Consider the following 22,720-nt stretch of genomic DNA (forward strand, 5'->3'; position numbering starts at 1 on the left):
CCCGGGGCGGTTCATTGCTCATTCGTTCGCAGGCCGCATCCATGAAGGCCTTGAGCGGATTGCTGAACGACGAGGCGAGCTACAAGACGCTGGACGAGAACTTGCAGCAGAGCTTGACCTTAGCGAAAGCCGCCGCCGAGAGATTGAGGGACAGCTAGACAGCCAGGAGGCCCATGCGGAGAGGGGGTTGAGGCATTAGTTGGTCGTGAGGCCAATGGAAATGAACATCAAACGGCCGCGCGCGGTTCTGCGCGATGAACTGGCCGCTTCACTATCAATTGAGTGTCGGGTGCTAATTTGCAGGCACCCATACTGTTTGCCCAATCAATGAGATCGAAGAGTAAATGAACGAACCCAACGAAACGACTATCAAAGCGGAAATCACATGGTGCAAAATCGTCAGATGACGATAACTGTATCTCCAAGCTGCTAGCTTTGAACCGCCGGGCGCATTCTTGAAGTTCCATGGTGGCAAGATGTTTCCTCTCTCCGGGTACCGACCTGATATCTCGGAGTTTTCCCTTATTGCTGCGACTTCGCGCGTCATAAGCAACCTCAAGACGTTCAATAACAAAAGGGACGCCGTTAAGAGCAAGTACGGCAGTCCATTCTGATACCCAAAAATTAGTAGTAGAAGGTTCATTTGTTCGCAGTCATCCGCCAAACACCGAGAGATATTTGCGCGAGTCATGGTCTCCATTGGGAGTGCCTCAAGTAGTCCCTGGGCCTTATGAACTGCGCTCCAGACCGCGTAATCGGTCATCAACGGGACGGCAAAAACGAGGAGTAGCAGAACAGCAAACAGAGAGTTCGTTCCTCCATACGACCTAAGCAGAGTCTGCCATTCATCTGTAGTCCATGGGGAAACTCTACAACCTTTGACCTTTGAGTTTGAAAACGACAAACGTTTGGCGACTGCTACTGATGCTTTGCTAAAGTCTCCACCCTCAAAGTGGCATTCGGAGTTTGTTAGAACAATCTTACCGGTTACGGTTTGGTTTGGGGCGAGAGAGACTATACCTACCCGGGTGTCTTTGGCCCCAAAGTCGGAAATGGATGCTTGTGAACAAGACAGTGAATCCACGCTCGAATTGCCCAACCATACCTTAAGCTCTGCATCTTCATTGGAAGTCCATTTCAGATGGCCAATCTCAGAGTCTGCTATCGTTAGCTTAGCTCCAACCTCCATCTCGAGGTCGAGTCTTTCGATTTTACAGTTTTTTATAAATACCGGTCCGTCAACGCGGGCGTTTTTGTAGCGAAGGTGTCTTCTAACTTCGTTATGGATGTCTAGCCTGTTTGCGTCCACATTTGAGATCGGATCGCTCGGCCCTCCGTAAGCATCACCAAAGCGACTGATGTCAGACTTCGACAGGACTGAATCAACCTTTCTTTGCTCCGAAATCAGGACGTCTCCAAGCACGGCACTGAAGTTGGGAGGCGTTGCCGCGGTGCCTGCTTCGGCATACTCGTCTAGATTGGTATGAAGTGAACAGAAATCCGAAACCCAAATCTCCGAACCCCGAACCACTCTAAGCTTCGGCAGTCGGCAACGCCGGTTGGAATAAGTCCCATTGCCATTGCTATGCACCTGATGGTCGTTGCAGGCATCTGGATCGGACAATTTTCCAGTTCTCGCACCAAACAGGTAAGTCTCAGCGTCGATCAAGCTTGCCGGGCTCCCTTCGAACGCCCCGGTCACAGGCAGTGGCAACAGGTGGTAATCTAACTTCGTACAAATCAGCCCTTCCAAAACCTTTATCCGCTCAGAAACAATCAGAGCCTCAACTGCCAACTGCTGCTCTTCTGATAGAACGAATGAGCCTTCGAGATTGCCGCCCCCGTTTATTGGGAGATGAAAAGCGCAGCGCTCAGCTTCCCAGACCTTCTGGTCAAAATCGACTTGGAACCGAGGAAGACAACAAGTCTTAGCTGTTTGGGTCACATCTGAAACTATTGTTTCCCAAGCCAAGCAAGGGTTTTGGGGACGTTCATCCGTCTCCTTTATCGCTTCAAAGTAGTCTTCAAGCTCGACGCGGCTCTTCGGTTCTGAGTTCTCGCCGTGCTCTATCATGGCCCGTCTACCTATAAATCTGACTAAAGAAATCGCTTATGTTGTTTGGAAAACAACCGTTTTCATGATGTCTGCTAGGCTGCCGCGAAAGGCTCAATGCCAGAGACATCGATTTCTCTAGCGGCCAGCGCCATGTCATAGTTCGTCTGCAAGTTCACCCAGTAGACCGGGGTCGTGTTGAACACGCGTGCAAGGCGCAGCGCCGTGTCAGGCGTGATCCCAGTCGTGCCCTTGATCAACCGCTCGATCCGCGTTCGAGGCACGCCAAGACGCCGCGCAAACGCGATGGCCCCCATCTCCAGGGGATCAAGGTAAAGCTCCTTCAGGACTTCACCGGGGTGCATCGGGTCTTCAAGCAAGCTCATCAGCGTATCCTCTCAATGGTAGTCCATAATCTCGACATCTGCGGGGCCGTTCGGCGTCCAGACAAAGCAGATGCGCCATTGCCCGTTGATCCGTACGGAGTGTTGCCCAGCCCGATCCCCTTTCAGTTCTTCCAGGTGGTTTCCGGGCGGGAACCGTAAGTCCTCGACAACAACTGCAGCATCCAGCGCCGAAAGCATCGCCCGCGTGCGCTTCACCAAGTCACCCGGGAAGCCTTTGCCGTACTTGCCTTTGACAGCGTTGGCGGCGCGTTTGCCCTTGGTGCTTTGGATCATCAAGAACACGTATCATGAGGAGATACATGTGTCAAGATGTGATACATATATGGGCGTAAAGGCGACCTTCGCCGTTACCGTTGTACTCAATAGGATCAATCGCGAGAGCGGACTTTCAAGCAACTCTCTTTTGACCAATGGGTCAGTCACAGGATCCAGTTCTGTATGGCCCCTATTACATTTCAAGAGAGATCAAGAAGTTCGTGGGAGCAAGCTGCAGGCGTGAACGTCAGGCCAGCCGCCTTTACTCCATATCGTTCACTGGTCTTCTTGTGCGTAACGAAGTCATATTTTTTGGGGAGTTTTGCATTCGTCAGCATGATTACTCATCGTTCAACGCGCCAAATACTCGCTGCGCCAAGTTTTGCATCGAAGCCAAAATGTTGTCCGAGAAGTATCCAAAAATGAAACCAAAGTCCAGCAAGGCGAATACATTCTCAAAACTTTCGTCCTTAAGAAATGGGATGATGCTAGACGCAAAAAGGAAACCAGTAAAAGTTGAAACTGCCGCCGAATTTAAGGGCACAATTACCCGCCGCAGACATCGATCCCTATTCCATTTTCCTTTAGCGACGGAATGGTACAGCCACTTGAGGTCAAATACTGCTCCTCCGATGAATCGAGCTAGCGCCAACGCAATCCACTTGGCATTATCTGCGGTTACATACCTCTCAGCCCATCCAGCAGGCCGGCACGGGTTCTTCACCGAACTGGTCGTGCGCCAAGGCGTTGACCCTGTCACAGCGGCTAAGGCGGGACGCTGGTCTGACCCCAATTTGCCCATGCGCATCTATGCCCACGCTGAGACGGATGAGGCCGATGTCAGGGCCCGTTTTCGTACAAATCATGTACAGGCGGACACTGTACAAACACCCAAGAGCACGAAATCACAGAAGGAATAGCGCTATGAACGATTCCTTGCCTCAAGGGGCAGGTTGCAGGTTCGAATCCTGCCGGGGTCGCCATTTGGCAAATGGCGTGGAAGTGTTACCCGATGCGACGGGTGTGGGTGATGCGGGACGTGGTTGGCGCGTGCGGCATTGGCGGGATTGGTCCGGGCGATCGGGCAGTGGGACCGGTGGCGCGGGGCGGGTGACCTGATTGCATGTATGGTCAAGTCGCACCGGGGCGGATACGCGTGGCGGTATGACGGCGCAGTTTCGTGGACTTCTGATTACCCTGATCGGCGTGCTTTGCGTCGTGCCTGACGCGTTGTTCATCCGTTTGATCGAAGCCCCTGCGCTGACGGTGTCGTTGTGGCGCGGGCTGACGTCGGGGCTGGGCCTGACCTGCGTGGTGCTGCTGGTGGATCGGGGCGGGTTCGCGCGGGTCTGGCGCGCGGGGCGTCCGGCGTGGATCTACATGCTGACGGCGGGGGCTAGTGGCGTGATGTTCGTGCTGGCGGTCAAGAACACGTCGGTGGCGAACGTCGTGTTCATCATCGCGGCGATGCCGGTCTTCGCGGCGCTGTTCAGCCGGGTCTGGCTGGGAGAGGCGATCTCGCCTCGTATGCTGTGGACGATGGCCGCCGTCATTCCGGGGCTGGCGCTTATCGCCTACGGGTCGGGCGAGACGGCGGGCGCACACTGGACGGGCGACCTGTTGGCGGTGAGCGTCGCGGTGCTGTTCGCGGCCGGGCTGACGGCGGCCCGACAGGCGCGGGCGGTGTCGATGGTGCCGGGGGCGGCGGTGGCGGCGCTGGGCGTGGCGGGGACGCTGGCGTTCTTCGCCGATCCGTGGGCGGTGCCGGATGACCAGTGGCACTGGGTGTTCCTGCACGGGACGTTCATCGCGGTCAGCGGGGCGGGGCTTGCCCTGGGGCCGCGCTATATCACCTCGGCCGAGGTCGCGTTGCTGATCCTTCTGGAATCGGTGCTGGCGCCTGTTCTGGTCTGGCTGGTGCTGGGTGAAGCGCCGGGCCACTGGGCGCTGGCGGGCGGCGCCGTCGTGATCACGGCGCTGGCCGTGTCGAATTTCGTGGTGCTGCGGCGGGGAAAACGCGTGCGCGCCTAGAAATCGACCGTGACGCCGGGCAGGTCGAGCGCCTTGATCAGGTCGCGCAACTCCTGACGAGCGGCCACGTTCGAGATGTTGAGCTGCTTCACCCCGATATCCTTGAGGTCGAGCAGCGTCAGGCCACGCGGGAACAGCTCGCGGAAGATGACGCGTTCGTGGAAACCGGGTGCCGTGCGGAAGCCGATGCGCTTGCTCAGCATCTCGATCGCGCGTTCCATCTTCTGCTTGTTGACCATGTTCTGCGCGCCAAGGCGGTTGCGCACCACGATCCAGTCGATGGGCTGCAGGCCCGCCTGCGCGCGCAACTGCCGCGCGTTCCAGACCATCTCGGAATAGACCGAGGGGCCTTCGATCTTGTCGCCCGAGGCATCCGTTTTCGCCAGCAGGTCGAAATCGACGAAGCTGTCGTTCAGCGGCGTGATCAGGGTGTCGGCGAGCGAATGCGCGACCTGGCTGAGGCGGGTATGCGAGCCGGGGCAGTCGATGACGATGAAGTCGCTGTCGCCTTCGAGGCTGGCCACGGCGGCGGACAGCCGGTGGTCATAGATGTTCTCGCCGGGTTTGAGGCTGGCGGGGTCGATCTCGGGCAGGTCGCGGTAGACCGGCGAGGGCAGCGACAGGTCCTGGTCGTCGCAAAAGGCTGTTCGGTTGGCGACGTAGCGCCCGAAGGTCTTTTGCCGCAGGTCGAGGTCCAGTGCGCCGACCACGTGCCCCATGCGGGCAAGCGCCGTGGCGACATGCATGGAAACGGTCGATTTGCCCGCCCCGCCCTTTTCGTTGCCGACGACGATGATATGCGCCATGTCCCGCGTGCCCTTCACCTCATGCGCGTTGGCCGCGCTTGGCGCTACTATATGTGGTAGAGCCGTTTGGCGAAAGGGGCAAAGAGGCGGTCAGGTATCGTATCCGTCCGTCCAGCCCTGCCGATGCGCGCCAGTGCGCAGCGTGCAGAGCGCCGTGACACCCACCAGCGTCGCGCAGATGGCGAGCGCCGCCAGCAGACCGTCGAGCGTTTGCGGCAACACAACGCTCGCCCCGAGGATCAGAAGCCCGGTCACCGACATCTGCACCGCACCGCTGACCGAGGCCGCAAGCCCGGCAATCGGGCCATGCGGATCGAGCGCGCGGCACAGGGCCGTGGGCACGGTCACGCCAAGGCTGGCATTGGCGAGCGCGATCAGCCCGACCACCGGGATCAGCCCCGGTTCCGCCGCTTGCAGGAACAGCGCCGTCACCGCCACGACGCCGCCATAGCCAAGCGCGCCCCACAGCATCACCCGGTCCGCTCCGAACCGTAACGCCAGCGGAGCCGCGGCCTGTGCGGTGATGAAAAAGCCGATCCCGTTCACTGCCAGCGCGGCGCTGATGCCGAGATGGCCAAGCCCGAATGCCGACTTGAAGACGAAAGGCGCCATGGCCACGAAAACGAAGAAGTTGGCGAGCCCGAAACTGGCGAGGCAGGTCATGCCCAGGAAGGTCGGGTCCGCAAACAGCCGCCGCGCCCCCTTGCGCAGCGCCTTGCGCGATACGGGATACCGCTCGATCGGGGGGAGTGTCTCGCGCATGCCAAGGCGCAGCAGCAGGTAAGACACGATCGCCCCGGCGGCGAGCGCGGCGAAGATGCCGCGCCAGTCGCTCACCATCATCAAGAGGCTACCCGCAAGCGGGGCGAGGAGCGGGGAGACGGACAGGATCAGCATCAGAAGCGCCGTCAGGCGGGTCGCGTCCAGCCCGATATGGCTGTCGCGGATCATCGCGCGCGGCAGCACCGTCAGCGCGGCGGCCCCAGTCGCCTGAAGCACCCGGCCGAAGATCAGCACCTCGATCGCGGGGGCCAGCGTGCAGATGACGGAGCCGACGAGGAAGACGAGCACACCGACCCGCAGGACCGGCAAGCGCCCGCGTGCGTCAGACCACGGCCCGTAGACGAGGTGCGCCAGCGCGAAGGCAAGGAAATAGGCGGTGAGGGTCATTTGCGTCGACGTGACGCCCGAGCCAAGCGACAGCGAGATCTGGGGAAGCGCGGGAAGGAACATGTCGACCGCGAAAGGGGCAGGTGCGACGAGCGCACCAAGCATCAGTGCCTCGCGCCCCAAACGCAATTCGCCGTTCCGCATTTCCCTGGTCCCTTGCCACCCGCACATGGCTGGTTGCCATGAAATGGGTAAAGAAAGCCCTAACGCGCGCATTCACGGTGAATGAATACGTCTCGGCGGGCGCTGCAGGTGCGGCTGTTCGGGGGGGTGTCGTTTGCGCCATTCGGCGCGGGCGGACGGGCCGGGAGGCGCCCCGGCCGATCCCGGCCGGGGCTAACGTGATCGGAAGGAGGCTTAGAAGCCCAGCCCTTCGTATTTCTTCTTGAACTTCGACACGCGGCCGCCGGCATCCATCAGGCGGGTGCCGCCGCCGGTCCATGCGGGGTGCACGGTCGGATCGACGTCAAGCGCCAGCGTGTCGCCTTCGCTGCCCCAGGTCGAGCGCATCTTGATGATCGTGCCATCGGTCATCTTGACGTCGATGACGTGATAATCGGGATGGGTATCGGATTTCATCTGACCGTCTCCTTACGCTTCGGCGCCCGTGGACTTGGGCTTGTAGTTGGTCTGTTCCGCGATACGGGCCGATTTGCCGCGACGCGAGCGCAGGTAGTACAGCTTTGCGCGGCGGACACGGCCGCGGCGCACCACGGTGATCGAGTCGATGTTGGTCGAATGCAGCGGGAACACACGCTCCACGCCTTCGCCAAACGAAATCTTGCGGACGGTGAACGAACCGGCGATGCCGTCGCCGTTCTTGCGGCTGATGCACACGCCTTCGTAGTTCTGCACGCGCGAGCGGGTGCCTTCGGTCACCTTGTAGCCGACGCGGATGGTGTCACCGGCCTTGAAATCGGGAATGTCTTTCCCGAGCGAGGCGACTTGTTCGGCCTCGAGTTCTGCGATCAGGTCCATCGGACCACTCCTTCATGTTCGTCGCGGTTTTCCCGCGGAGATGTCTACCGGGCCGTGCCCGGCAGCTGTTCTTTCTTGCAACGACAGACCGCCCGAGTCGCCCCGGGCGGTATGCCACGCGCCCCTATACGCAGGCCCCGCCCTGTAATCAAGGGGTTTGGCGGCCATCGCCGGCCCGTTCGATCGCGCGATCAGGTGCCGAGAAGCGCGGTGATTTCCCCAAGCGAGGAGGTCTGCGTGATCCAGCGCAGTGGGATGCCCCGTGATCCGCCGATGCCAAAGGCCGCACCCGCCACGGCGCCCACCAGAATGGCCCGCCCGGCGCTGTCGCCGCCCGCCCGGATGTTGCGCTCGACGGCGTCGGAATAGCTGTCCGCGCGGGCGAGGATGTGGAAGGCCAGCGGCACGCCCTGCCGCAGGTGGCAGGCGCGTCCGGTGACCTCGCCATAGGCGACGGAATCGTCTGTTTTCGCATCAAGTGCCGCCGTCAGGTCGGCGTGGCCGTCGGCCGAAGCGCGCAGTGCCGTCTTCAGCTCCGCGCCGTCGCCGACCAGCTTCATCAGCCGCGCGGCGATCGAACCATAATAGCGTGCCTCGTCATGCACGTTGGTCACGGCGATGGCGGCCTTCACCGGTGTCTCCAGGTCCGCCTGCTGCCCGTGTGCATGGACCACGGCGGGAAGGGTCGCGATGGCGGGCAGTTGTTCGTCTTCCAGGCCGGACGGATCAGTGATCGCGGCGGCAAGGTGGTCGAGCGTGCCGCGCGTCGGTCGGTCGATATATCCCGAATACGTGCCACCCGCCCCGAAGTGGGCCTGATACGCATCCTGGTAGGCGCCGGCGTTGAACCCGCCGCATTCCGTGATGACCCGCGTCGCAAGGACAAGCGCCTCGCCATACTGCGTCTGCCGGCCATCCGTGCCCTCGGCATGAACGAATACGCCTGCGGCATCGGCGAAATTGGCCCGGTCGAGTGGGACGAAAGCCGCCGATCCACGCCTTGCCGCGATCTCGGCGATGCGGGCGGGGTCGTAGAGCCAGTGCAGCCCGCGCGCGGCGGCATCGGCGACCAGCGCGCCGTGGATCAGGTCAGTCGTTGTCATGGTCGGCGAGATAGCGCGCCCACAGGTCCGGGCGACGGGTACGGGTCAGCTCTTCGGCCTGTTCCCGGCGCCATGTCTCGACCGCCGCGTGGTTGCCGGAGGTCAGGACCTCGGGGATCTGGCGGCCCTGCCATTCCGCCGGGCGGGTGTATTGCGGGTGTTCGAGAAGGCCCGCCGAGAAGCTCTCTTCCTCGGTCGAGGCGGCGTTGCCCAGCACGCCCGGCAGCAGGCGCACGGTGGCGTCGATCAGCGCCATCGCCGCGATCTCGCCCCCGGTGAGGACGTAATCGCCGATCGACACCTCCTCGATCCCGTGATGGTCGAGAACGCGCTGGTCGACCCCTTCGAAGCGCCCACACAGAAGCGTGACGCCGGGGCCGGCGGCGAGCGCTTGCGCCCGCGCCTGCGTGAAAGGCGCGCCACGGGGCGAGAGGTAGATCACCGGGCCCGGCCCGCGCGCCGCCGCAAGCGCGGCATCGACGACATCGGCGCGCAGGACCATGCCCGCGCCGCCACCGGCGGGCGTGTCGTCCACGTTGCGGTGGCGCCCGATCCCGTGCTGGCGCAGGTCGAAGGGTTCGAGGCACCACGCCCCGTCCTTCAGCGCCTTGCCGGTCAGCGACGCGCCAAGGACGCCGGGGAACAGCTCGGGGAACAGCGTGATGACCCGCGCGGTCCAGACGTCCTTGAGGGTCGGGGTGGGCGTGATCAGTTCGCGCGGCTGCGCGGTGACGCGGATCGACTTGCGGCCATGGCTGCGCGGCTTATCCGTCATCGGGGAAGATCCCCAAGGGCGGGTCCGCCACGATCCGGCCCGCGGTCAGGTCGACCGTGGGCACCGCCGCGCGGGTGAACGGCAACAGCACCGTCGCCTTCAGGCCGGGACCGTGGATTTCCAGCAGGTCGTCGGCGCCGTTGTTCTGGACCGATTTCACCCGGCCCAGCCGCACGCCGCCGGTGTCGTAGACATTCAGCCCGATCAGGTCGGCGTGATAGAATTCGTCATCCGGCAGGGACGGCAGAGCCGAACGCGGCGCATAAAGGCGCACGCCTTTCAGGGCGTCGGCCTCTTCCTTCGTCGCAATGGTGTTGAGACGCACGGCAAAGCCGCCCTTGATCGGGCGGTCAAGCGTGACCGTGAAGGTCCGGCTGCCGTCTTCGGTGTGCAGGGGCCCGTAGGATGCGACATCCTCGGGCACCGCGGTAAAGCTTTTCAGGCGCACTTCGCCGCGCACGCCGAAGGCTCCCGCGATGGCGGCGACGCAGACGTGATCGGTCATCTCGGTTGCAGGCACAGCCCGTCCTCCATGATGCCCGCCCGCGCGGCGCAGCGTTCGCTTTCCTGTGCCCGTTCCCAGACGATCCCGGCCACGAAGGCCAGCGTCACGAACAGGACAAGGCGGAAGAGGCGGAACATGCACGCGCGCCGGGACAGAGGCCGCGGATCAGGCCCGCGGCACGAGGGGCGAGGCGCGGGAGTGTCCGCGCGCCCCGCCTTTCCCGATTACTCGGTGGTTTCTTCCGCGGCTTCTTCTGCCGCCGGTTCCTCGGCAGGCTCTTCAGCCGGTGCGGCTGCGGCTTCGGCGGCTTCCGCTGCCTTGGCGGCTTTCTCTTCTGCGCGGTCCTTGGCTTTCTGGCCGGGCTCGGCCTTCTGCGGGTTGTTGCGCTCTTTCTTTTCCATCTCGCCCGCAGCTTCGAGGAAGCGCTGGATGCGGTCGGTCGGCTGCGCGCCCTGGTCCAGCCAGTACTTGATGCGTTCGATGTTCATCTTCACGCGGTCTTCGCTGTCTTTCGGCAGGAGCGGGTTGTAGGTGCCCAGCTTCTCGATGAAGCGGCCGTCGCGCGGCATGCGCGAGTCAGCCGCGACGATGCGGTAGAAGGGGCGTTTCTTGGAACCGCCGCGTGCGAGGCGAATTTTCATGGCCATTGTTGGTGTCTCCTTTGAATGGCGTTTGTGCCGGGGCAAGCCCCGTTACGATTGGTGTTGTTTGTGGTGCTGAATGACTTCAGCGATGATGAAGTTGAGCAGTTTCCTGGCGAAGACCGGATCGACATCCGCGTCCTGCGCCAATTCTTCGAGCCGTGCGACCTGCTTGGCCTCGCGGGCCGGGTCGCTGGGTGGAAGGTCGTGTTGCGCCTTGAGCTTGCCGACGGCCTGCGTGTGCTTGAACCGCTCGCCCAGCGTGTAGACGAGGATCGCATCGAGCCGGTCGATGGAGGCGCGGTGCTCGGCCAGGATCTCGGCCGCGCGCTGGGTGGTGTCTTGGGTCATGTCAAAGCCTCCGGGGCGGGGTGGCGCCAGATATGGAGCGTGCCGAGGGTCGGGTGGTCATAGGTGCCGTCTGGCGTGCAGCCGAGGCGTCGGGCCAGCGCGACCGAGCGGGTGTTCGCGGGATCGACGAGCGACATCGCGTCCGTCCAGCCCAGCACGTCGTAGGCATGGGTGCGGGAGGCGACGGCGGCCTCGTAGGCGATGCCACGGCCTTCGCCTTCGGCAAAGACCGACCACGCGACTTCCGGTTGCGGCCAGTCTTCGGGGTAGAACAGGCCGACCACGCCCAGAGGCTGGTCGGTGTCCTTGTCGGCGACCATCCAGCGGCCATAGCCGCGCGCGATCCAGTGGCCGACCAGTCCGCAGAACTGCGACCACGCGGTTTCACGCGAATACGGCCCGCCGACCGTGCCGGCGCGATCCGACATGCGGAAGGCGATGTAGTGTTCGATATCGGATGCCACCGGCGCGCGCAGGCGCAGGCGCTCCGTCTCGATCTCGGGGATGGTGAAGGTCCCGCTCATGCCGCCGGTCCCCAGTGGCGGTGCGTGTGGAAATCGGGCTGGCCGTCGAACGGGCCTTCATCCGTCGCGCCGAGGCGATTGGCCAGCGCGACGGAGCGCGTGTTGCCGGTGTCGATGTAGCTGACGAGCGCGGGCAGTTCGAGCGTGGCGCGGGCAAAGTCGCGCGCTGCTGCCGCCGCTTCGTGCGCGAAGCCCTGTCCTTCGCCTTCGGGCAAGAACAGGAAACCGAGTTCGGGTTCGAGGTCGCCCGGCTCCATCCCCAGCACCACGAAGCCGAGGGGCGCGCCGGTGTCGCGCGACGTGACGGTCCAGCCGCCATGGCCATGCAGCATCCAGCCCGAGGCGAGCGACAGGAAATCGAACCACGCGTCCTCGCGCGACATCGGGCCGCCGACATATTGCCCGCGTTCGCCGCAGACGATCTTGGCATAGCAGGCGAAATCCTCGACCCGCGGCGCGCGCAGGTGCAGGCGGGTGGTGTCGAGCGCCGGGATGGTGGCCCTGACGGTTGCAGCCATCGCGGGGGCCTTGCCGCCCGTGGGTGTTTCGCAGGCGTATCTCATGCGCGCCCCCGTGCCGGGTGTCGATAGACGAGGCAGGGCGCGTCGGGTCTGGGTTGCGGGGCGTCGGGATCGATGCGCGCACCGAGACGCTCGGCGAGCGTCCGGGAGCGGGCATTGTCCGCGTCGATATAGCTGACGGCGGTGGGCCAGCCGAGCGTGCCGAAGGCGTGGTCGAGCGCGGCATCGGCGGCTTCGAACGCGAAGCCCTTGCCTTCGCCGCCTTCGAAGGTGACCCAGCCGATCTCTGTCTCGGGCCAGTCGCCGGGGCACCACGGGCCGGCGAGGCCAAGCGCGGTGTCGTCGCCCCTGGCGCAGAAGGCCCACATGCCGAAGCCCAGAAGGTCCCAGTGCCCGACCTCGGCGGCGAAGTGCCGCCATGCCGCGCCCGGCGTGTAGGGGCCGCCGACATGGCGCGCGCGGTCGCTCGTGAAGAACGCGACCGCGCGGTCGGTGTCCCGTGCGCCGGGGCGGCGCAGGATCAGGCGTTCGGTTTCAAGCTGCACGGGTGCCTCGCGGAACGGGCAGGAAGGGCTGCGCGATCATGCCCGCGGTCATCGCCGCGAAGAAGGCCAGCGCGGGCCAGCCGCCGTAGCCCAGCACCGCCAGCGCGGGTCCGGGGCAGAGGCCCGCCAGCGCCCAGCCGGCCCCGAACAGCGCCGAGCCAGTGACGAGCGGCGCGTCGATCACGGGGTCGGCAGGCGCGGGGATGGGGGCGCCAAGCATTGCGGTCTGGCGGCGGCGGGCGATGGCCCAGGCACCGAGCATCGGCAGGATCGCCCCGCCCAGCACGAAGGCGAGCGTGGGATCCCACGCGCCGAACAGGTCGAGCCAGCCCTGCACCTTGTCGGTGTCGGTCATGCCCGACACGGTCAGGCCCGCCCCGAAGAGGCCTCCGGCGAAGAGAGCGACAAGCAGGCGCATCAGATCACCCCCAGCATGTGGCGGCCGACATACATCACGATGCCGCCCGCGATCAGGTAGACGAGCGTCGCCGCGATCCCCCGTACCGAGAAGCGGGAGATGCCGCAGACGCCGTGACCGGAGGTGCAGCCATTGGCCATCCGGGTGCCCACGCCGACGAAGAGCCCGGCGATCACGAGGATCGGCAGCGAGGTGGTGAGGTTCGTGTCGGGCGCGCCCGAGACGAGCGCGATGACGAGCGGCACGCCGACAAGGCCCGCGATGAACGCCATGCGTTCACCCGCATTGCCGCGCCCGGTGCCATCGAGCAGACCACCAAGGATACCCGACGCGCCCATGATGCGCCCGTTCACCAGCAGGAACACGGCCGCCGCGCAGCCGATCATCAGGCCCCCGACCAGGCCAAGAATCCACTCCGTCGGTATCATGTGGGATCGTCCATATTGACGCGCTGCCGCGCGGCTTGTTTTCCCGCAAGTGGCAACGCAACGCGGTGCCCGCAGGCGGGTGCGTGGGGCGGGCCGGCCCTCCGGGGGACATATTTGGAAAGAGAAGAAGACATGCGCGTCACTTCTTCTTGCCGAAGCCCGAGAGGCCCGGAGGAAGCGACATGCCGCCGCCCATGCCGGGCAGGCCGCCGGGCATCTTGCCCATTTGCTTGGCCGCGGTTTCGAGCGCCTTGGGGTCCATGCCGTCCATGCCGGGCATGCCGCCGCCCTTGCCCATCATGGCGGCCATCGCCTTTTTCATCATGCCGCCCTTGCCCATCTTCTTCATCATGTCGGCCATCTGGCGGTGCATCTTGAGAAGCTTGTTGAGGTCGCTGACTTCCATGCCGGATCCGGCGGCGATGCGTTTCTTGCGGCTGGCCTGCAGGATCTGCGGGGCGGCGCGTTCCTTTTTCGTCATCGACTGGATCATGGCGATCTGCTGCTTGAGCACGCGATCGTCGAAGCCGGCCTTTTCGACCTCTTTCGCCATCTTGCCCATGCCGGGCATCATCGACATCATGCCTTCCATGCCGCCCATCTTGAGCATCTGTTCAAGCTGGCCCTTCAGGTCGTTCATGTTGAACTGACCTTTCTGGAAGCGGCGCATCATCTTTTCGGCCTGCTCGGCCTCGATCGTATCCTGCGCCTTTTCGACCAGCGCGACGATGTCGCCCATGCCGAGGATGCGGCCCGCGATGCGGTCGGGTTCGAAGGTTTCGAGCGCGTCCATCTTTTCGCCGGCGCCGACGAACTTGATGGGTTTGCCGGTCACGGCGCGCATCGACAGGGCGGCGCCGCCGCGGCCGTCGCCGTCCATCCGGGTGAGGACGACGCCGGAGATGCCGATCTTGCCGTCAAACTCTTCGGCCACCTCGACCGCGACCTGGCCGGTCAGGCCGTCGACGACCAGCAGCGTTTCGCGGGGCTGGACGGCATCGCGGACGTCTTCGACCTCCTGCATCAGCGTCTGGTCGATCTGCAGGCGGCCTGCCGTGTCGAGGAGGACAACGTCGTAGCCGCCGAGCGAGGCCTGCGTCTTGGCGCGTTTGGCGATCTGCACCGCGCTTTCGCCCTTGACGATGGGCAGGGTGTCGACGCCGATCTGCATGCCGAGGACCGCCAGCTGGTCCATCGCGGCGGGGCGGTAGATGTCGAGCGAGGCCATGAGGACGCGCTTGCCCTCTTTTTCGGTCAGGCGTTTGGCGAGCTTGCCGGTGGTGGTCGTCTTGCCCGAGCCCTGCAGGCCGACCATCAGGATCGGCGCGGGCGGGTTGTCGATTTTCAGAGCGCCCGGTTCGCCGTCACCTTCCAGCACGTGCTTGAGTTCGTCATGCACGATTTTGACGACCTGCTGGCCCGGAGTGACCGATTTCGTCACCGCCTGGCCGGTCGCCTTTTCCTGCACCGCTTTCACGAAGTCGCGCGCCACCGGCAACGAGACGTCCGCTTCGAGCAGCGCGACGCGCACTTCGCGCAGGGCGGTCTTCACGTCGTCTTCACTGAGCGCGCCCTGCTTGGTGAGGCGGTCGAAGACGCCGGACAGGCGGTCGGACAGGTTTTCGAACATGGGCAATGCCCCTTCGTGCGGTTGCGGATGGTCCCAAGGTAGGAACCGATGCCCCAAACGACAAACGCACCAGTGGGCGCGACGCGCTGACTGGTGGCGATCCCGCATGGAGCACGGGACCGGAGGGGCGGGCCTCTCCGGAGTTGGGGGCGGAATAGGCGGCGCGCGGGCGGGAGTCAACCCGCGCGCCTTTCCGGTCAGGCGGCGGCGGCCTGCGGGTGCACGAAGGTCACGTCGGTGATCCCGAGGAAGCCGAGCATGTGGGTGAGGTAGCGGGAGGCGAAGTCGATCTCTGACCCGATGCCGGTGCCGCCGGAGGCGAAGGCCACGATGGCGCGTTTGCCGGTCAGCAGGCCCTGCGGACCGTCGGGCGTGTAGCGGAAGGTGCGGCCCGCGCGGGCGACGAGGTCGATCCATGCCTTGAGCGCGGCGGGCACGCCGAAATTGTAGACCGGCAGGCCGATCACGATGACGTCGGCGGCGTCGAGTTCGGCGACCAGCGTGTCGGACAGGGCGAGGGTTTGTGCCTGCGCCTCGGTCCGGGTTTCGGCGGGGGTGAAATTCGCGGAGACCCAGGCCTCGGAGAGGTGGGGGAGGGGTTCGGCGGCAAGGTCGCGGCGGATCACCCGCGCCGCACCCAGTTCGGCGATGGTGCGGGCGGTCATGGCGCGGGTGGCAGAGCCGGTGGTGCGGGCAGAGCTGTCGATATGCAGAACGGTGGTCATGGTCACTCCTGACATGGTGAGAATACGTGACCGATCTGGTTATTGCGTTTGCGCACACAATCGGAAAGGATGGACAGCGAGTGTTCGATTTTGCACAGGGTGCGCCATGAATTCCTGGGACGAAATACGTACGGCGTACCACGTGGCGCGGATGGGAACAGTGTCGGGGGCTGCCGATGCGCTGGGCGTGCACCACGCGACGGTCATCCGCCACATCGACGCGCTGGAACAGCGGCTGGGGGCCAAGCTTTTCCAGCGGCATGCGCGGGGCTACACCGCGACGGAGGCGGGCGAGGACCTGTTGCGCGTGGCGCAGACGACCGACGACCAGTTCAGCCAGCTGACCAACCGGATCAAGGGGCGCGGGGCCGAGGTGGCGGGCGAGCTTGTCGTGACCTCGGTCGAAAGCATGGGGCCGCAGCTGGTGCCGGTGCTGGCGGAGTTCCAGGCGCAGCATCCGCAACTCAGCATACGCTATCTCACCGGGTCGCGCCTGTTGCGGCTGGAATACGGGGAGGCGCATGTGGCGATCCGGGCGGGCAATCCGCCGGACCAGCCGGACAACGTCGTCCAGCCGTTCTTCCGGATGAAATTCGCGATGTACGCGGCCAAGTCCTATGGGCGGCGGCACGGGTTCCCCGAGCGCAAGGAGGACCTGCGCAAGCACCGCTTCGTCGCCTTCGACGAAACCGGCGCGCGGGCGCCGTTTTCGCGCTGGCTGCGCGACCATGTCCCGGCAGAGAACGTGGTGTTCGTCAGCGGCGATTCACGGGTGCTGGAAAATGCCGTTTACGCGGGGGCCGGGATCGGGTTCCTGCCGGTCTACGGCGCGGTGCAGCGCGACGACCTTGTGCGCGTGATCGACCCGGATGACAGCTGGACCGTCCCGGTCTGGCTGGTGACGCATGTGGACCTTCACCGCTCGGCCAAGGTTCAGGCGCTGTTGAGCCACCTCAAGGCGCAGATCAAGCGTTGGGACGTCGAGTGACCGAGGCGCTGCGCGGCCATGCCGCGATGCTCGCCTTTTCGATGCTGGTGGCCGGGTCTTTCTCCCTTGGCGGGCTGGCGGCGAACGAGATCGCGCCGATTGCGCTGAATTTCGTGCGGTTCGTGCTGGCGGCGGGGTTCGTGGCCTTCATGGGATGGGCCAGCGGAACGATGCGCCGGTCGGATTTCGAGGCGCCGTGGCGGTATGTCCTGCTGGGCGGGCTGTTCTCGGTCTACTTCGTGCTGATGTTCGAGGCGCTGAAGACCGCGCCGCCGGTGAACACCGCCGTGGTCTTCACGCTGACGCCGCTTCTGGCGGCGGGGTTCGGGTGGATCCTGCTGCGCCAGCGTCTTGGTGCGTGGTCGGCGCTTGCGCTGGCAATCGGCGGGGCGGGCGCGGTGTGGGTGATCTTTCGCGGCAGTTTCGAGGCGATGCGCGCGTTCGAGGTCGGGCGGGGCGAGGCGATCTTTTTCGCGGGTACCGTCGCGCATGCGCTCTACGTGCCTGCGGCGCGCTTGTGGTCGCGGGGCGCGTCGCCGTTCGGGTTCACGCTGGGCATCCTGCTGGGCGGTGCGCTGGTGCAGGGCATCGTCGGGGCCCCAGCGCTGATGGCGACGGACTGGGCGGCCCTGCCGCGCGTCGCGTGGATCACGATCTTCTATACCGCGTTCCTTGCGACGTCCTTCACCTTCACGCTGGTCTATTTCGCAACGCTGCGCCTGCCGTCGGCCAAGGTCATGGCCTATACCTACCTCACGCCCAGCTGGGTGATTCTGTGGGAGATCGGGCTGGGGCAGGGATTGCCACCGGCGACGGTGCTGGCGGGTGTCGGGCTGACGATCCTGTCGCTTGGCATCCTGCTTGGCACACCCGACCGGGGCGGGGCGCCCGCCGCGTAACCCGTCAGCGGTGCGCGATGCTGAAATGCCGCGCTTCCTTGCCGATGTCGCGCAGCCAGGCTTCGATGGCGGCGGGATCGGACCGCGTCATGCCGACCCCGGCGGGCAGGCCCTCGTCCGACACCAGCGCCTCTATCGCGAGGCGGACATGGCGGCCGAGCAACCGGTCATGGGCCGATCCGCGCGGCGCGTCGACCGCTTCGAGCACGGCGGAATGGTGCCACAGAAGCGCGCCGTTCCGTTCCACGATCAGCGCCACGAAGATCACGATGCGCGCGCCGCCGGTGACGGTCAGCGCGGCCGAGCCCGGCATCGGCGCGGCGGGCGTCGCGGCGTTCAGCGCCTCGATCTGGGACAGGACCGGCCCCCATGCCGCGCGCCAGCCCGGAGGGCAGAGCAGGCCGCGTTCCAGCCGCGCCACCGGCCAGACCGGGTCGATCCCGTAGGCGTCCAGAAGGGGCAGCGCATCGCCGCGCGGCACCAGTTCGAAATCCTCGGGCGCGGGCAGGGGCAGGGTCACCTCCTCCACCGCATCCGCGTCCCAGGCAAGGTTCACCCGCGCCTCGCGGAAGTCGCGGATCGCGCGGGCGGGCGCGGACAGCGCGCGCCAGACCTGCTGTGCCTGCGTACCGCGCCCCGCACGCGCCGGGCCGGGTTCTGCCGGGACCTGCCCGGCGCAGGAGATCAGGCTGATCGTGTGGGCCGGGTCGAAGATCGTGCTGGTGGCGTAGGCGTGGACAAGATGCCGGGCGAGCAGGTGATCGATGCCGGGCGACACGCCGACCTCGGTCACGATGCTCGATTTCGACAGCAGCGCTTTCCCTTCGAGCGCGGACAGCGCCGGGGTCATGTCGCCCGGCGTGACAAGGTGCGCGCCCTTGTTGGCGGCAAGCGTGGCCAGCGCAAGGTCGCGGTCGGCGCCTCCGGCGGACACGATCACGTCGCCGGCCATCACGTCCGATCCAAGCCGGTCGGCGTTCCAAGGCTCGATCCGTTCCGGGCTGCCGCCCAGCGGTGCCACGGCGTCCGGTTCATCCGCCCAGATCACGACGGGCGCGATGGCGCGGGTCAGCACCGCGCTGAGGCCGCTTCGCAAGGCCGCGTCGTTCCCGCACCAATGGATGGTCATGGCCGTGTCACGCCTGCCCCTTGCCAGTTCGCCCGCACGATAGACCCAAGCCGCGCGGCGGGCCAAGGGGCGTCAGCGCAAAAGACCGATCTCGCGCATGTGCGCGACCGAGGCGCGGGCATCCATGGCCTGCATGAACCCCGTGAGCCGTGGAAGGGCCGCCATGCCGACGCCATCCCCCGGCAGCCATGTGCAGATCACGAACAGGTAGGGATCGGCGAGGCTGAAATCCGCACCCAGCACGAAGGGATCGAGGGCGCAGCTGGCCTCGATATACCGGGCCGAGGAGGTCATGGTGTCCGGCACCTTGGCCTTCATGCTTGCCAGCGCGGCCGGATCGTCGGACCAGCGCGCGCCGCGCATCTTGTGGGCGTGGTTCACGTGCATGGTTGAGGCGAGGTAATACATCACCTCCCGCATCCGCGCCGCGCGCAGGGCATCGGCGGGGACCAGTCCGGTATCGGGGGCGATCGCCCCGATATAGTCGAGGATCGCGCCGGTCTCCGTCAGGATCGTCCCGTCATCCAGTTCCAGCGCGGGCACGCGCCCCTTGGGATTGATCGACAGGTAAGGCGCCCTGGTCTGCGCCGCGCTGGCGAAATCCACGCGGTCATGGGTCGCGTCGATCCCCGCCTCGTGCAGCGCGATGGCGACGGCGATGGAGATGGTGCCGGGTGCTGTATACAGGCGCATGGTTGGTGTCCTCCCCGGCGCAGAGTGCCACGGGAGGCCCCCGTGCCGCTAGACGAAGGTCAGCGCGTGGGCGCGGTCCGGTCCGGCAAGGTGCGGCGTGGCGTTGAACTGGTGCAGGTGCCAGTGCCCCCGGAACCGGCGCAGCACGTGGAACGAGGCGTTCCGCGTCTGCAGCAGCATCGCCGTCATCGCCGGGATGTCGAGGTCGAGCACCCGCATCAGGGTCGAGGCGATCACCCCGCCCGACGTCACGCAGAGCACCCGCTGATCGATCCGGGTGTGATCGTCGAGCGCCGCCGCGATCCGCCCATGAAACCCGTCCCAACTGTCGGGCACGCCGCGCAGGTGCCCGTCGCGCCACGCCCTCATGGTGGGCGGCACGTGGTCTGCAAAGGATTCGGGATCGGTCGGCACCTCCATCCCGCTGTGCAGTTTCATGGCGTCCGCCATCGGGAAATACTGCATCTCGTTCAGGCGCGGATCGACCTGCGCGGTGCCGGTGTTCATGCCCGCATGTGTTTCCACATGGCGGCGCAGGGTGCCGTGGACCTGGTGATCGAAGGTCATGTGCGCCTCGTCCATCCACGCGCCCAGCCACGCCGCCTGGTCGTGGCCCAGCGGGCTGAGGCGGTCGTAATCCTCTTCGGTGGTCGCGCCGGAATTGGCCTGGCCGTGACGCACAAGGATCAGTTCTGACATGGTGGCTCTCCCCGGACGGTCAGGCGCGTTGCAGCAGGATTTGCCCCGCTCTGCAATGGGAAAGCCCACGCGAATTGAAGCGGGCGCGGTCGCGTGCCGGGCAAGAAAACGGTGACACGGGGCGCAAAGGCGGGCAATCTCGGGTCATGGATACAACTGCACTTGTCTTCTACGCGCTGATCTGTGGCGGCCTGTCGCTGGCCGGGCCGCGCCTGGGTGCGCCGTTCCTGCGCTTCGGCATCGGTGCCGCCGTGGGAATCGCCGCCGCCGCGATCCTGCCGCTGGTGCGTTCGGCCTTCTACTGAACGACGCCTCGCCAAAAAATGAACAGATGTTCAAAAAAAGTGCGGCGGGGCGCTTGGCAGATCGTTTCTTCCGTCCTAGGGTGAGCGCAATAAACGGTCTTTTTGAGACCTGACGGGAGGAAATAGCCTTGCGTGCATCCAATGCGGATGCCGGAGGGTCGATGGTGTCGATCCCCGCGCTTCTTGCGCGGAACGCGGCGTCGTTCGGCAACGCTCCGGCGTATCGGGAAAAAGAGTTCGGTATCTGGCAAAGCTGGACCTGGGCCGAGGCCCAGGAGGATATCCGTGCGCTTGCCAAGGGCCTGATCCTGAAGGGCGCGGGCCCCGGCCAGTTCGTCGCCATCATCGGGCGCAACCGCCCGGCGCTGTACGGCGCGATGGTCGCGGTGCAGATGACAGGCGCCGTGCCGGTGCCGCTCTACCAGGACGCGGTGGCCGAGGAGATGGCCTATGTCCTTGACCATTGCGGCGCGAGTATCGTGATCGCCGGGGATCAGGAGCAGGTCGACAAGGTGCTGGAGATTGCTGACCGGCTGCCCGAGTTCCGCGAGATGATCTATCTCGATCCGCGGGGTTTGCGGAAATACGACCACACCCACCTGACCGCCTTTGCCGATGTGAAGGAAGCGGGCCGGACGCAGGGTGACGATGCCGAGCTTGACCGCCGGATCGCGGCGCTGGGCCCCGACGATACCTGCGTGATGCTGTATACGTCGGGCACGACGGGCAAGCCCAAGGGCGTCGTCCTGTCGAACCGCAACATCATCGAGACCGCGAAGAACTCGGCCGAGTTCGATCACCTGCGCCAGACCGACAGCGTGCTGGCCTACCTGCCGATGGCATGGGTGGGCGATTTCATCTTCTCGATCGGGCAGGCCTACTGGACGGGTTTCTGCGTGTGCTGCCCGGAAGCGCAGCACACGATGATGACCGACCTGCGCGAGATCGGGCCGACCTATTACTTTGCGCCGCCGCGCATCTTCGAGACGCAGCTGACCAACGTGATGATCCGGATGGAGGATGCGGGGCGGCTGAAGCAGTGGATGTTCCGCACCTTCATGGATCACGCCCGCAAGGTCGGGCCCAAGATCCTCGATGGCGAGAGCGTGGGCGCGTGGGACCGGCTGAAATACCGGCTGGGCGAGCTGTTCGTCTATGGCCCGCTGAAGAACACGCTGGGCTTTTCCAAGGTGCGCGTGGGCTATACCGCGGGCGAGGCGATCGGGCCGGAGATCTTCGAATTCTACCGCTCGCTCGGGATCAACCTGAAACAGCTGTATGGCCAGACCGAGGCGTCGGTGTTTATCACCCAGCAGCCCGACAATGCCGTCAGCGCCGACACGGTGGGCGTGCCGTCGCCGGGCGTGGAGATCCGCATCGACGACAGCGGCGAGGTGTTCTACCGCTCTCCGGGCGTGTTCGTGGAATACTACAAGAACGCGGAATCGACCGCCGGGACCAAGGATGCCGAGGGCTGGGTCGCCACCGGCGATGCCGGGTTCATCGAGGAAGCCACCGGCCAGTTGCGGATCATCGACCGCGCCAAGGACGTGGGCAAAATGGCGAACGGATCGCTGTTTGCGCCGAAATACGTAGAGAACAAGCTGAAATTCTATCCCAACATCCTCGAAGCCGTGGTGTTCGGCAACGGGCGGGAGGAATGCACGGCCTTCATCAACATCGACCTGACGGCCGTGGGCAACTGGGCCGAGCGCAACAACATCGCCTACGCGTCCTACCAGGAACTGGCGGGGCATCCGCAGGTGTTGCAGGCGTTGCGCGAGCACGTGGCCGAGGTCAACGCCAGCGTGGCGGAAGACGAGATGCTGTCGGGCTGCCAGGTCCATCGCTTCGTCGTGCTGCACAAGGAACTGGATGCCGATGACGGCGAGCTGACCCGCACCCGCAAGGTGCGCCGCCGGATCATCGAGGAGAAATACGCCGACCTGATCGCGGCGCTGTATGACGGGTCCGAGAGCGTGTCGACCGTGACGGAAGTGACGTACGAGGACGGGCGGAAGGGCTCGATCTCGGCCACGTTGAAGGTCGTCGAGGCCGATGTCGTGGACGTGGCGCCCAAGGCGATGGCGGCGGAATGAGGGTGGGTGACGCTCCCGCATGCGCGGATCGCCCCACCCACC

At 65.0% G+C, this 22,720-nt stretch carries 29 protein-coding genes; 6 read left to right on the top strand and 23 right to left on the bottom strand.

Annotation, left to right across the window (positions count from 1 at the left end):
* Nucleotides 1-292: 292 nt before the first annotated feature.
* The 3 genes from ATO11_RS21770 to ATO11_RS03400 all read right to left on the bottom strand — a co-directional run bounded on the left by ATO11_RS21770 (nucleotide 293) and on the right by ATO11_RS03400 (nucleotide 2,733).
* A complete protein-coding gene (locus ATO11_RS21770; RefSeq protein ID WP_134643055.1) occupies nucleotides 293-2,074 on the bottom strand; it encodes a hypothetical protein in 1,782 nt (593 codons plus the stop codon).
* A gap of 74 nt (nucleotides 2,075-2,148) precedes the next feature.
* Nucleotides 2,149-2,439 (bottom strand): HigA family addiction module antitoxin, encoded by a 291-nt coding sequence (locus tag ATO11_RS03395; RefSeq protein WP_050529448.1) that lies wholly within the window; start codon nucleotides 2,437-2,439, stop codon nucleotides 2,149-2,151.
* A gap of 12 nt (nucleotides 2,440-2,451) precedes the next feature.
* Nucleotides 2,452-2,733, bottom strand: a complete 282-nt coding sequence (locus tag ATO11_RS03400) for a type II toxin-antitoxin system RelE/ParE family toxin (protein WP_050529449.1) — start codon at nucleotides 2,731-2,733, stop codon at nucleotides 2,452-2,454.
* A gap of 137 nt (nucleotides 2,734-2,870) precedes the next feature.
* Between ATO11_RS03400 and ATO11_RS22365 the strand changes: the two genes are divergently transcribed.
* Both ATO11_RS22365 and ATO11_RS03410 read left to right on the top strand, forming a co-directional pair.
* Nucleotides 2,871-3,635 carry a hypothetical protein gene (locus tag ATO11_RS22365; protein ID WP_242601344.1) on the top strand — a complete coding sequence of 255 codons (765 nt, stop codon included), beginning with the start codon at nucleotides 2,871-2,873 and terminating at the stop codon, nucleotides 3,633-3,635.
* Nucleotides 3,636-3,879: 244 nt separating this feature from the next.
* Nucleotides 3,880-4,746 (top strand): DMT family transporter, encoded by an 867-nt coding sequence (locus tag ATO11_RS03410; protein ID WP_050529451.1) that lies wholly within the window; start codon nucleotides 3,880-3,882, stop codon nucleotides 4,744-4,746.
* Here the strand turns inward: ATO11_RS03410 and ATO11_RS03415 are convergent.
* The 17 genes from ATO11_RS03415 to ATO11_RS03490 all read right to left on the bottom strand — a co-directional run bounded on the left by ATO11_RS03415 (nucleotide 4,743) and on the right by ATO11_RS03490 (nucleotide 15,866).
* On the bottom strand, nucleotides 4,743-5,552 hold the full coding sequence (locus tag ATO11_RS03415) for a division plane positioning ATPase MipZ (protein ID WP_050530018.1): 810 nt from the start codon (nucleotides 5,550-5,552) through the stop codon (nucleotides 4,743-4,745). The genes ATO11_RS03410 and ATO11_RS03415 overlap by 4 nt on opposite strands.
* Before the next feature lie 90 nt (nucleotides 5,553-5,642).
* A complete protein-coding gene (locus tag ATO11_RS03420) occupies nucleotides 5,643-6,866 on the bottom strand; it encodes a multidrug effflux MFS transporter (protein WP_050529452.1) in 1,224 nt (407 codons plus the stop codon).
* A 213-nt stretch (nucleotides 6,867-7,079) separates the two neighbouring features.
* A complete protein-coding gene (rpmE, locus tag ATO11_RS03425) occupies nucleotides 7,080-7,301 on the bottom strand; it encodes a 50S ribosomal protein L31 (RefSeq protein WP_050529453.1) in 222 nt (73 codons plus the stop codon).
* Between the two features lie 12 nt (nucleotides 7,302-7,313).
* Nucleotides 7,314-7,700: a 50S ribosomal protein L19 gene (rplS, locus tag ATO11_RS03430; protein WP_050529454.1), complete on the bottom strand. Its 387-nt coding sequence runs from the start codon at nucleotides 7,698-7,700 to the stop codon at nucleotides 7,314-7,316.
* 191 nt (nucleotides 7,701-7,891) lie between these two features.
* The gene (locus tag ATO11_RS03435) at nucleotides 7,892-8,803 is read right to left on the bottom strand and encodes an ADP-ribosylglycohydrolase family protein (RefSeq protein WP_050529455.1); all 912 of its coding nucleotides are present in this window, start codon (nucleotides 8,801-8,803) and stop codon (nucleotides 7,892-7,894) included.
* Nucleotides 8,790-9,578, bottom strand: a complete 789-nt coding sequence (gene trmD, locus ATO11_RS03440; protein ID WP_050529456.1) for a tRNA (guanosine(37)-N1)-methyltransferase TrmD — start codon at nucleotides 9,576-9,578, stop codon at nucleotides 8,790-8,792. The genes ATO11_RS03435 and trmD overlap by 14 nt, the downstream gene beginning before the upstream one ends.
* The gene (rimM, locus tag ATO11_RS03445; protein WP_050529457.1) at nucleotides 9,568-10,083 is read right to left on the bottom strand and encodes a ribosome maturation factor RimM; all 516 of its coding nucleotides are present in this window, start codon (nucleotides 10,081-10,083) and stop codon (nucleotides 9,568-9,570) included. Before rimM ends, trmD begins: the two co-directional genes overlap by 11 nt.
* Nucleotides 10,080-10,220 carry a hypothetical protein gene (locus ATO11_RS22040; RefSeq protein ID WP_165586925.1) on the bottom strand — a complete coding sequence of 47 codons (141 nt, stop codon included), beginning with the start codon at nucleotides 10,218-10,220 and terminating at the stop codon, nucleotides 10,080-10,082. The genes rimM and ATO11_RS22040 overlap by 4 nt, the downstream gene beginning before the upstream one ends.
* Before the next feature lie 87 nt (nucleotides 10,221-10,307).
* Complete coding sequence (gene rpsP / locus ATO11_RS03450) at nucleotides 10,308-10,730, bottom strand: 30S ribosomal protein S16 (protein ID WP_050529458.1); 423 nt, start codon at nucleotides 10,728-10,730, stop codon at nucleotides 10,308-10,310.
* 45 nt (nucleotides 10,731-10,775) lie between these two features.
* The gene (locus ATO11_RS03455; protein ID WP_050529459.1) at nucleotides 10,776-11,075 is read right to left on the bottom strand and encodes a chorismate mutase; all 300 of its coding nucleotides are present in this window, start codon (nucleotides 11,073-11,075) and stop codon (nucleotides 10,776-10,778) included.
* A complete protein-coding gene (locus ATO11_RS03460; RefSeq protein WP_050529460.1) occupies nucleotides 11,072-11,599 on the bottom strand; it encodes a GNAT family N-acetyltransferase in 528 nt (175 codons plus the stop codon). Before ATO11_RS03460 ends, ATO11_RS03455 begins: the two co-directional genes overlap by 4 nt.
* Complete coding sequence (locus ATO11_RS03465) at nucleotides 11,596-12,162, bottom strand: GNAT family N-acetyltransferase (RefSeq protein ID WP_050529461.1); 567 nt, start codon at nucleotides 12,160-12,162, stop codon at nucleotides 11,596-11,598. Before ATO11_RS03465 ends, ATO11_RS03460 begins: the two co-directional genes overlap by 4 nt.
* Nucleotides 12,159-12,665 (bottom strand): GNAT family N-acetyltransferase, encoded by a 507-nt coding sequence (locus ATO11_RS03470; protein ID WP_050529462.1) that lies wholly within the window; start codon nucleotides 12,663-12,665, stop codon nucleotides 12,159-12,161. The genes ATO11_RS03465 and ATO11_RS03470 overlap by 4 nt, the downstream gene beginning before the upstream one ends.
* Nucleotides 12,655-13,086, bottom strand: a complete 432-nt coding sequence (locus tag ATO11_RS03475) for a DUF6691 family protein (RefSeq protein ID WP_050529463.1) — start codon at nucleotides 13,084-13,086, stop codon at nucleotides 12,655-12,657. The genes ATO11_RS03470 and ATO11_RS03475 overlap by 11 nt, the downstream gene beginning before the upstream one ends.
* A complete protein-coding gene (locus ATO11_RS03480) occupies nucleotides 13,083-13,508 on the bottom strand; it encodes a YeeE/YedE family protein (protein WP_110553586.1) in 426 nt (141 codons plus the stop codon). The genes ATO11_RS03475 and ATO11_RS03480 overlap by 4 nt, the downstream gene beginning before the upstream one ends.
* Nucleotides 13,509-13,650: 142 nt before the next feature.
* Nucleotides 13,651-15,141, bottom strand: a complete 1,491-nt coding sequence (gene ffh, locus ATO11_RS03485) for a signal recognition particle protein (RefSeq protein WP_050529465.1) — start codon at nucleotides 15,139-15,141, stop codon at nucleotides 13,651-13,653.
* Nucleotides 15,142-15,338: 197 nt separating this feature from the next.
* Nucleotides 15,339-15,866 (bottom strand): FMN-dependent NADH-azoreductase, encoded by a 528-nt coding sequence (locus ATO11_RS03490; protein WP_050529466.1) that lies wholly within the window; start codon nucleotides 15,864-15,866, stop codon nucleotides 15,339-15,341.
* 106 nt (nucleotides 15,867-15,972) lie between these two features.
* Here ATO11_RS03490 and ATO11_RS03495 point away from each other — a divergent pair, with 106 nt between their 5' ends.
* The gene (locus tag ATO11_RS03495; RefSeq protein ID WP_050529467.1) at nucleotides 15,973-16,854 is read left to right on the top strand and encodes a LysR family transcriptional regulator; all 882 of its coding nucleotides are present in this window, start codon (nucleotides 15,973-15,975) and stop codon (nucleotides 16,852-16,854) included.
* A complete protein-coding gene (locus tag ATO11_RS03500; protein ID WP_110553557.1) occupies nucleotides 16,851-17,753 on the top strand; it encodes a DMT family transporter in 903 nt (300 codons plus the stop codon). Before ATO11_RS03495 ends, ATO11_RS03500 begins: the two co-directional genes overlap by 4 nt.
* A 4-nt stretch (nucleotides 17,754-17,757) precedes the next feature.
* Here ATO11_RS03500 and ATO11_RS03505 read toward each other — a convergent pair whose 3' ends face one another.
* From ATO11_RS03505 to ATO11_RS03515, 3 genes are all read right to left on the bottom strand, one after another.
* Nucleotides 17,758-18,882, bottom strand: coding sequence for a saccharopine dehydrogenase family protein (locus ATO11_RS03505; RefSeq protein WP_050529468.1), 1,125 nt, complete (start codon nucleotides 18,880-18,882; stop codon nucleotides 17,758-17,760).
* A gap of 72 nt (nucleotides 18,883-18,954) precedes the next feature.
* Nucleotides 18,955-19,575 carry a glutathione S-transferase family protein gene (locus ATO11_RS03510; protein ID WP_050529469.1) on the bottom strand — a complete coding sequence of 207 codons (621 nt, stop codon included), beginning with the start codon at nucleotides 19,573-19,575 and terminating at the stop codon, nucleotides 18,955-18,957.
* A gap of 48 nt (nucleotides 19,576-19,623) precedes the next feature.
* The gene (locus tag ATO11_RS03515; protein WP_050529470.1) at nucleotides 19,624-20,274 is read right to left on the bottom strand and encodes a histidine phosphatase family protein; all 651 of its coding nucleotides are present in this window, start codon (nucleotides 20,272-20,274) and stop codon (nucleotides 19,624-19,626) included.
* Between the two features lie 146 nt (nucleotides 20,275-20,420).
* On the opposite strand from ATO11_RS03515, the gene ATO11_RS22045 reads away from it, so the two are divergent.
* Nucleotides 20,421-20,579: a hypothetical protein gene (locus ATO11_RS22045; protein ID WP_165586926.1), complete on the top strand. Its 159-nt coding sequence runs from the start codon at nucleotides 20,421-20,423 to the stop codon at nucleotides 20,577-20,579.
* A 161-nt stretch (nucleotides 20,580-20,740) separates the two neighbouring features.
* The gene (locus tag ATO11_RS03525) at nucleotides 20,741-22,678 is read left to right on the top strand and encodes an AMP-binding protein (RefSeq protein WP_050529472.1); all 1,938 of its coding nucleotides are present in this window, start codon (nucleotides 20,741-20,743) and stop codon (nucleotides 22,676-22,678) included.
* Nucleotides 22,679-22,720: the final 42 nt, after the last annotated feature.

The organism is Pseudaestuariivita atlantica (genome assembly GCF_001205715.1).
GTDB lineage: Bacteria > Pseudomonadota > Alphaproteobacteria > Rhodobacterales > Rhodobacteraceae > Pseudaestuariivita > Pseudaestuariivita atlantica.

Excerpts from the sequence above, each read along its gene's own strand:
- ATO11_RS21770 (WP_134643055.1), bottom strand. The coding sequence starts at position 2,074 with ATGATAGAGCACGGCGAGAACTCAGAACCGAAGAGCCGCGTCGAGCTT.
- ATO11_RS03395 (WP_050529448.1), bottom strand. The coding sequence starts at position 2,439 with ATGAGCTTGCTTGAAGACCCGATGCACCCCGGTGAAGTCCTGAAGGAG.
- ATO11_RS03400 (WP_050529449.1), bottom strand. The coding sequence starts at position 2,733 with ATGATCCAAAGCACCAAGGGCAAACGCGCCGCCAACGCTGTCAAAGGC.
- ATO11_RS22365 (WP_242601344.1), top strand. The coding sequence starts at position 2,871 with ATGGGTCAGTCACAGGATCCAGTTCTGTATGGCCCCTATTACATTTCA.
- ATO11_RS03410 (WP_050529451.1), top strand. The coding sequence starts at position 3,880 with ATGACGGCGCAGTTTCGTGGACTTCTGATTACCCTGATCGGCGTGCTT.
- ATO11_RS03415 (WP_050530018.1), bottom strand. The coding sequence starts at position 5,552 with ATGGCGCATATCATCGTCGTCGGCAACGAAAAGGGCGGGGCGGGCAAA.
- ATO11_RS03420 (WP_050529452.1), bottom strand. The coding sequence starts at position 6,866 with ATGCGGAACGGCGAATTGCGTTTGGGGCGCGAGGCACTGATGCTTGGT.
- rpmE (WP_050529453.1), bottom strand. The coding sequence starts at position 7,301 with ATGAAATCCGATACCCATCCCGATTATCACGTCATCGACGTCAAGATG.
- rplS (WP_050529454.1), bottom strand. The coding sequence starts at position 7,700 with ATGGACCTGATCGCAGAACTCGAGGCCGAACAAGTCGCCTCGCTCGGG.
- ATO11_RS03435 (WP_050529455.1), bottom strand. The coding sequence starts at position 8,803 with ATGACAACGACTGACCTGATCCACGGCGCGCTGGTCGCCGATGCCGCC.
- trmD (WP_050529456.1), bottom strand. The coding sequence starts at position 9,578 with ATGACGGATAAGCCGCGCAGCCATGGCCGCAAGTCGATCCGCGTCACC.
- rimM (WP_050529457.1), bottom strand. The coding sequence starts at position 10,083 with ATGACCGATCACGTCTGCGTCGCCGCCATCGCGGGAGCCTTCGGCGTG.
- ATO11_RS22040 (WP_165586925.1), bottom strand. The coding sequence starts at position 10,220 with ATGTTCCGCCTCTTCCGCCTTGTCCTGTTCGTGACGCTGGCCTTCGTG.
- rpsP (WP_050529458.1), bottom strand. The coding sequence starts at position 10,730 with ATGGCCATGAAAATTCGCCTCGCACGCGGCGGTTCCAAGAAACGCCCC.
- ATO11_RS03455 (WP_050529459.1), bottom strand. The coding sequence starts at position 11,075 with ATGACCCAAGACACCACCCAGCGCGCGGCCGAGATCCTGGCCGAGCAC.
- ATO11_RS03460 (WP_050529460.1), bottom strand. The coding sequence starts at position 11,599 with ATGAGCGGGACCTTCACCATCCCCGAGATCGAGACGGAGCGCCTGCGC.
- ATO11_RS03465 (WP_050529461.1), bottom strand. The coding sequence starts at position 12,162 with ATGAGATACGCCTGCGAAACACCCACGGGCGGCAAGGCCCCCGCGATG.
- ffh (WP_050529465.1), bottom strand. The coding sequence starts at position 15,141 with ATGTTCGAAAACCTGTCCGACCGCCTGTCCGGCGTCTTCGACCGCCTC.
- ATO11_RS03490 (WP_050529466.1), bottom strand. The coding sequence starts at position 15,866 with ATGACCACCGTTCTGCATATCGACAGCTCTGCCCGCACCACCGGCTCT.
- ATO11_RS03495 (WP_050529467.1), top strand. The coding sequence starts at position 15,973 with ATGAATTCCTGGGACGAAATACGTACGGCGTACCACGTGGCGCGGATG.
- ATO11_RS03505 (WP_050529468.1), bottom strand. The coding sequence starts at position 18,882 with ATGACCATCCATTGGTGCGGGAACGACGCGGCCTTGCGAAGCGGCCTC.
- ATO11_RS03510 (WP_050529469.1), bottom strand. The coding sequence starts at position 19,575 with ATGCGCCTGTATACAGCACCCGGCACCATCTCCATCGCCGTCGCCATC.
- ATO11_RS03515 (WP_050529470.1), bottom strand. The coding sequence starts at position 20,274 with ATGTCAGAACTGATCCTTGTGCGTCACGGCCAGGCCAATTCCGGCGCG.
- ATO11_RS22045 (WP_165586926.1), top strand. The coding sequence starts at position 20,421 with ATGGATACAACTGCACTTGTCTTCTACGCGCTGATCTGTGGCGGCCTG.
- ATO11_RS03525 (WP_050529472.1), top strand. The coding sequence starts at position 20,741 with ATGGTGTCGATCCCCGCGCTTCTTGCGCGGAACGCGGCGTCGTTCGGC.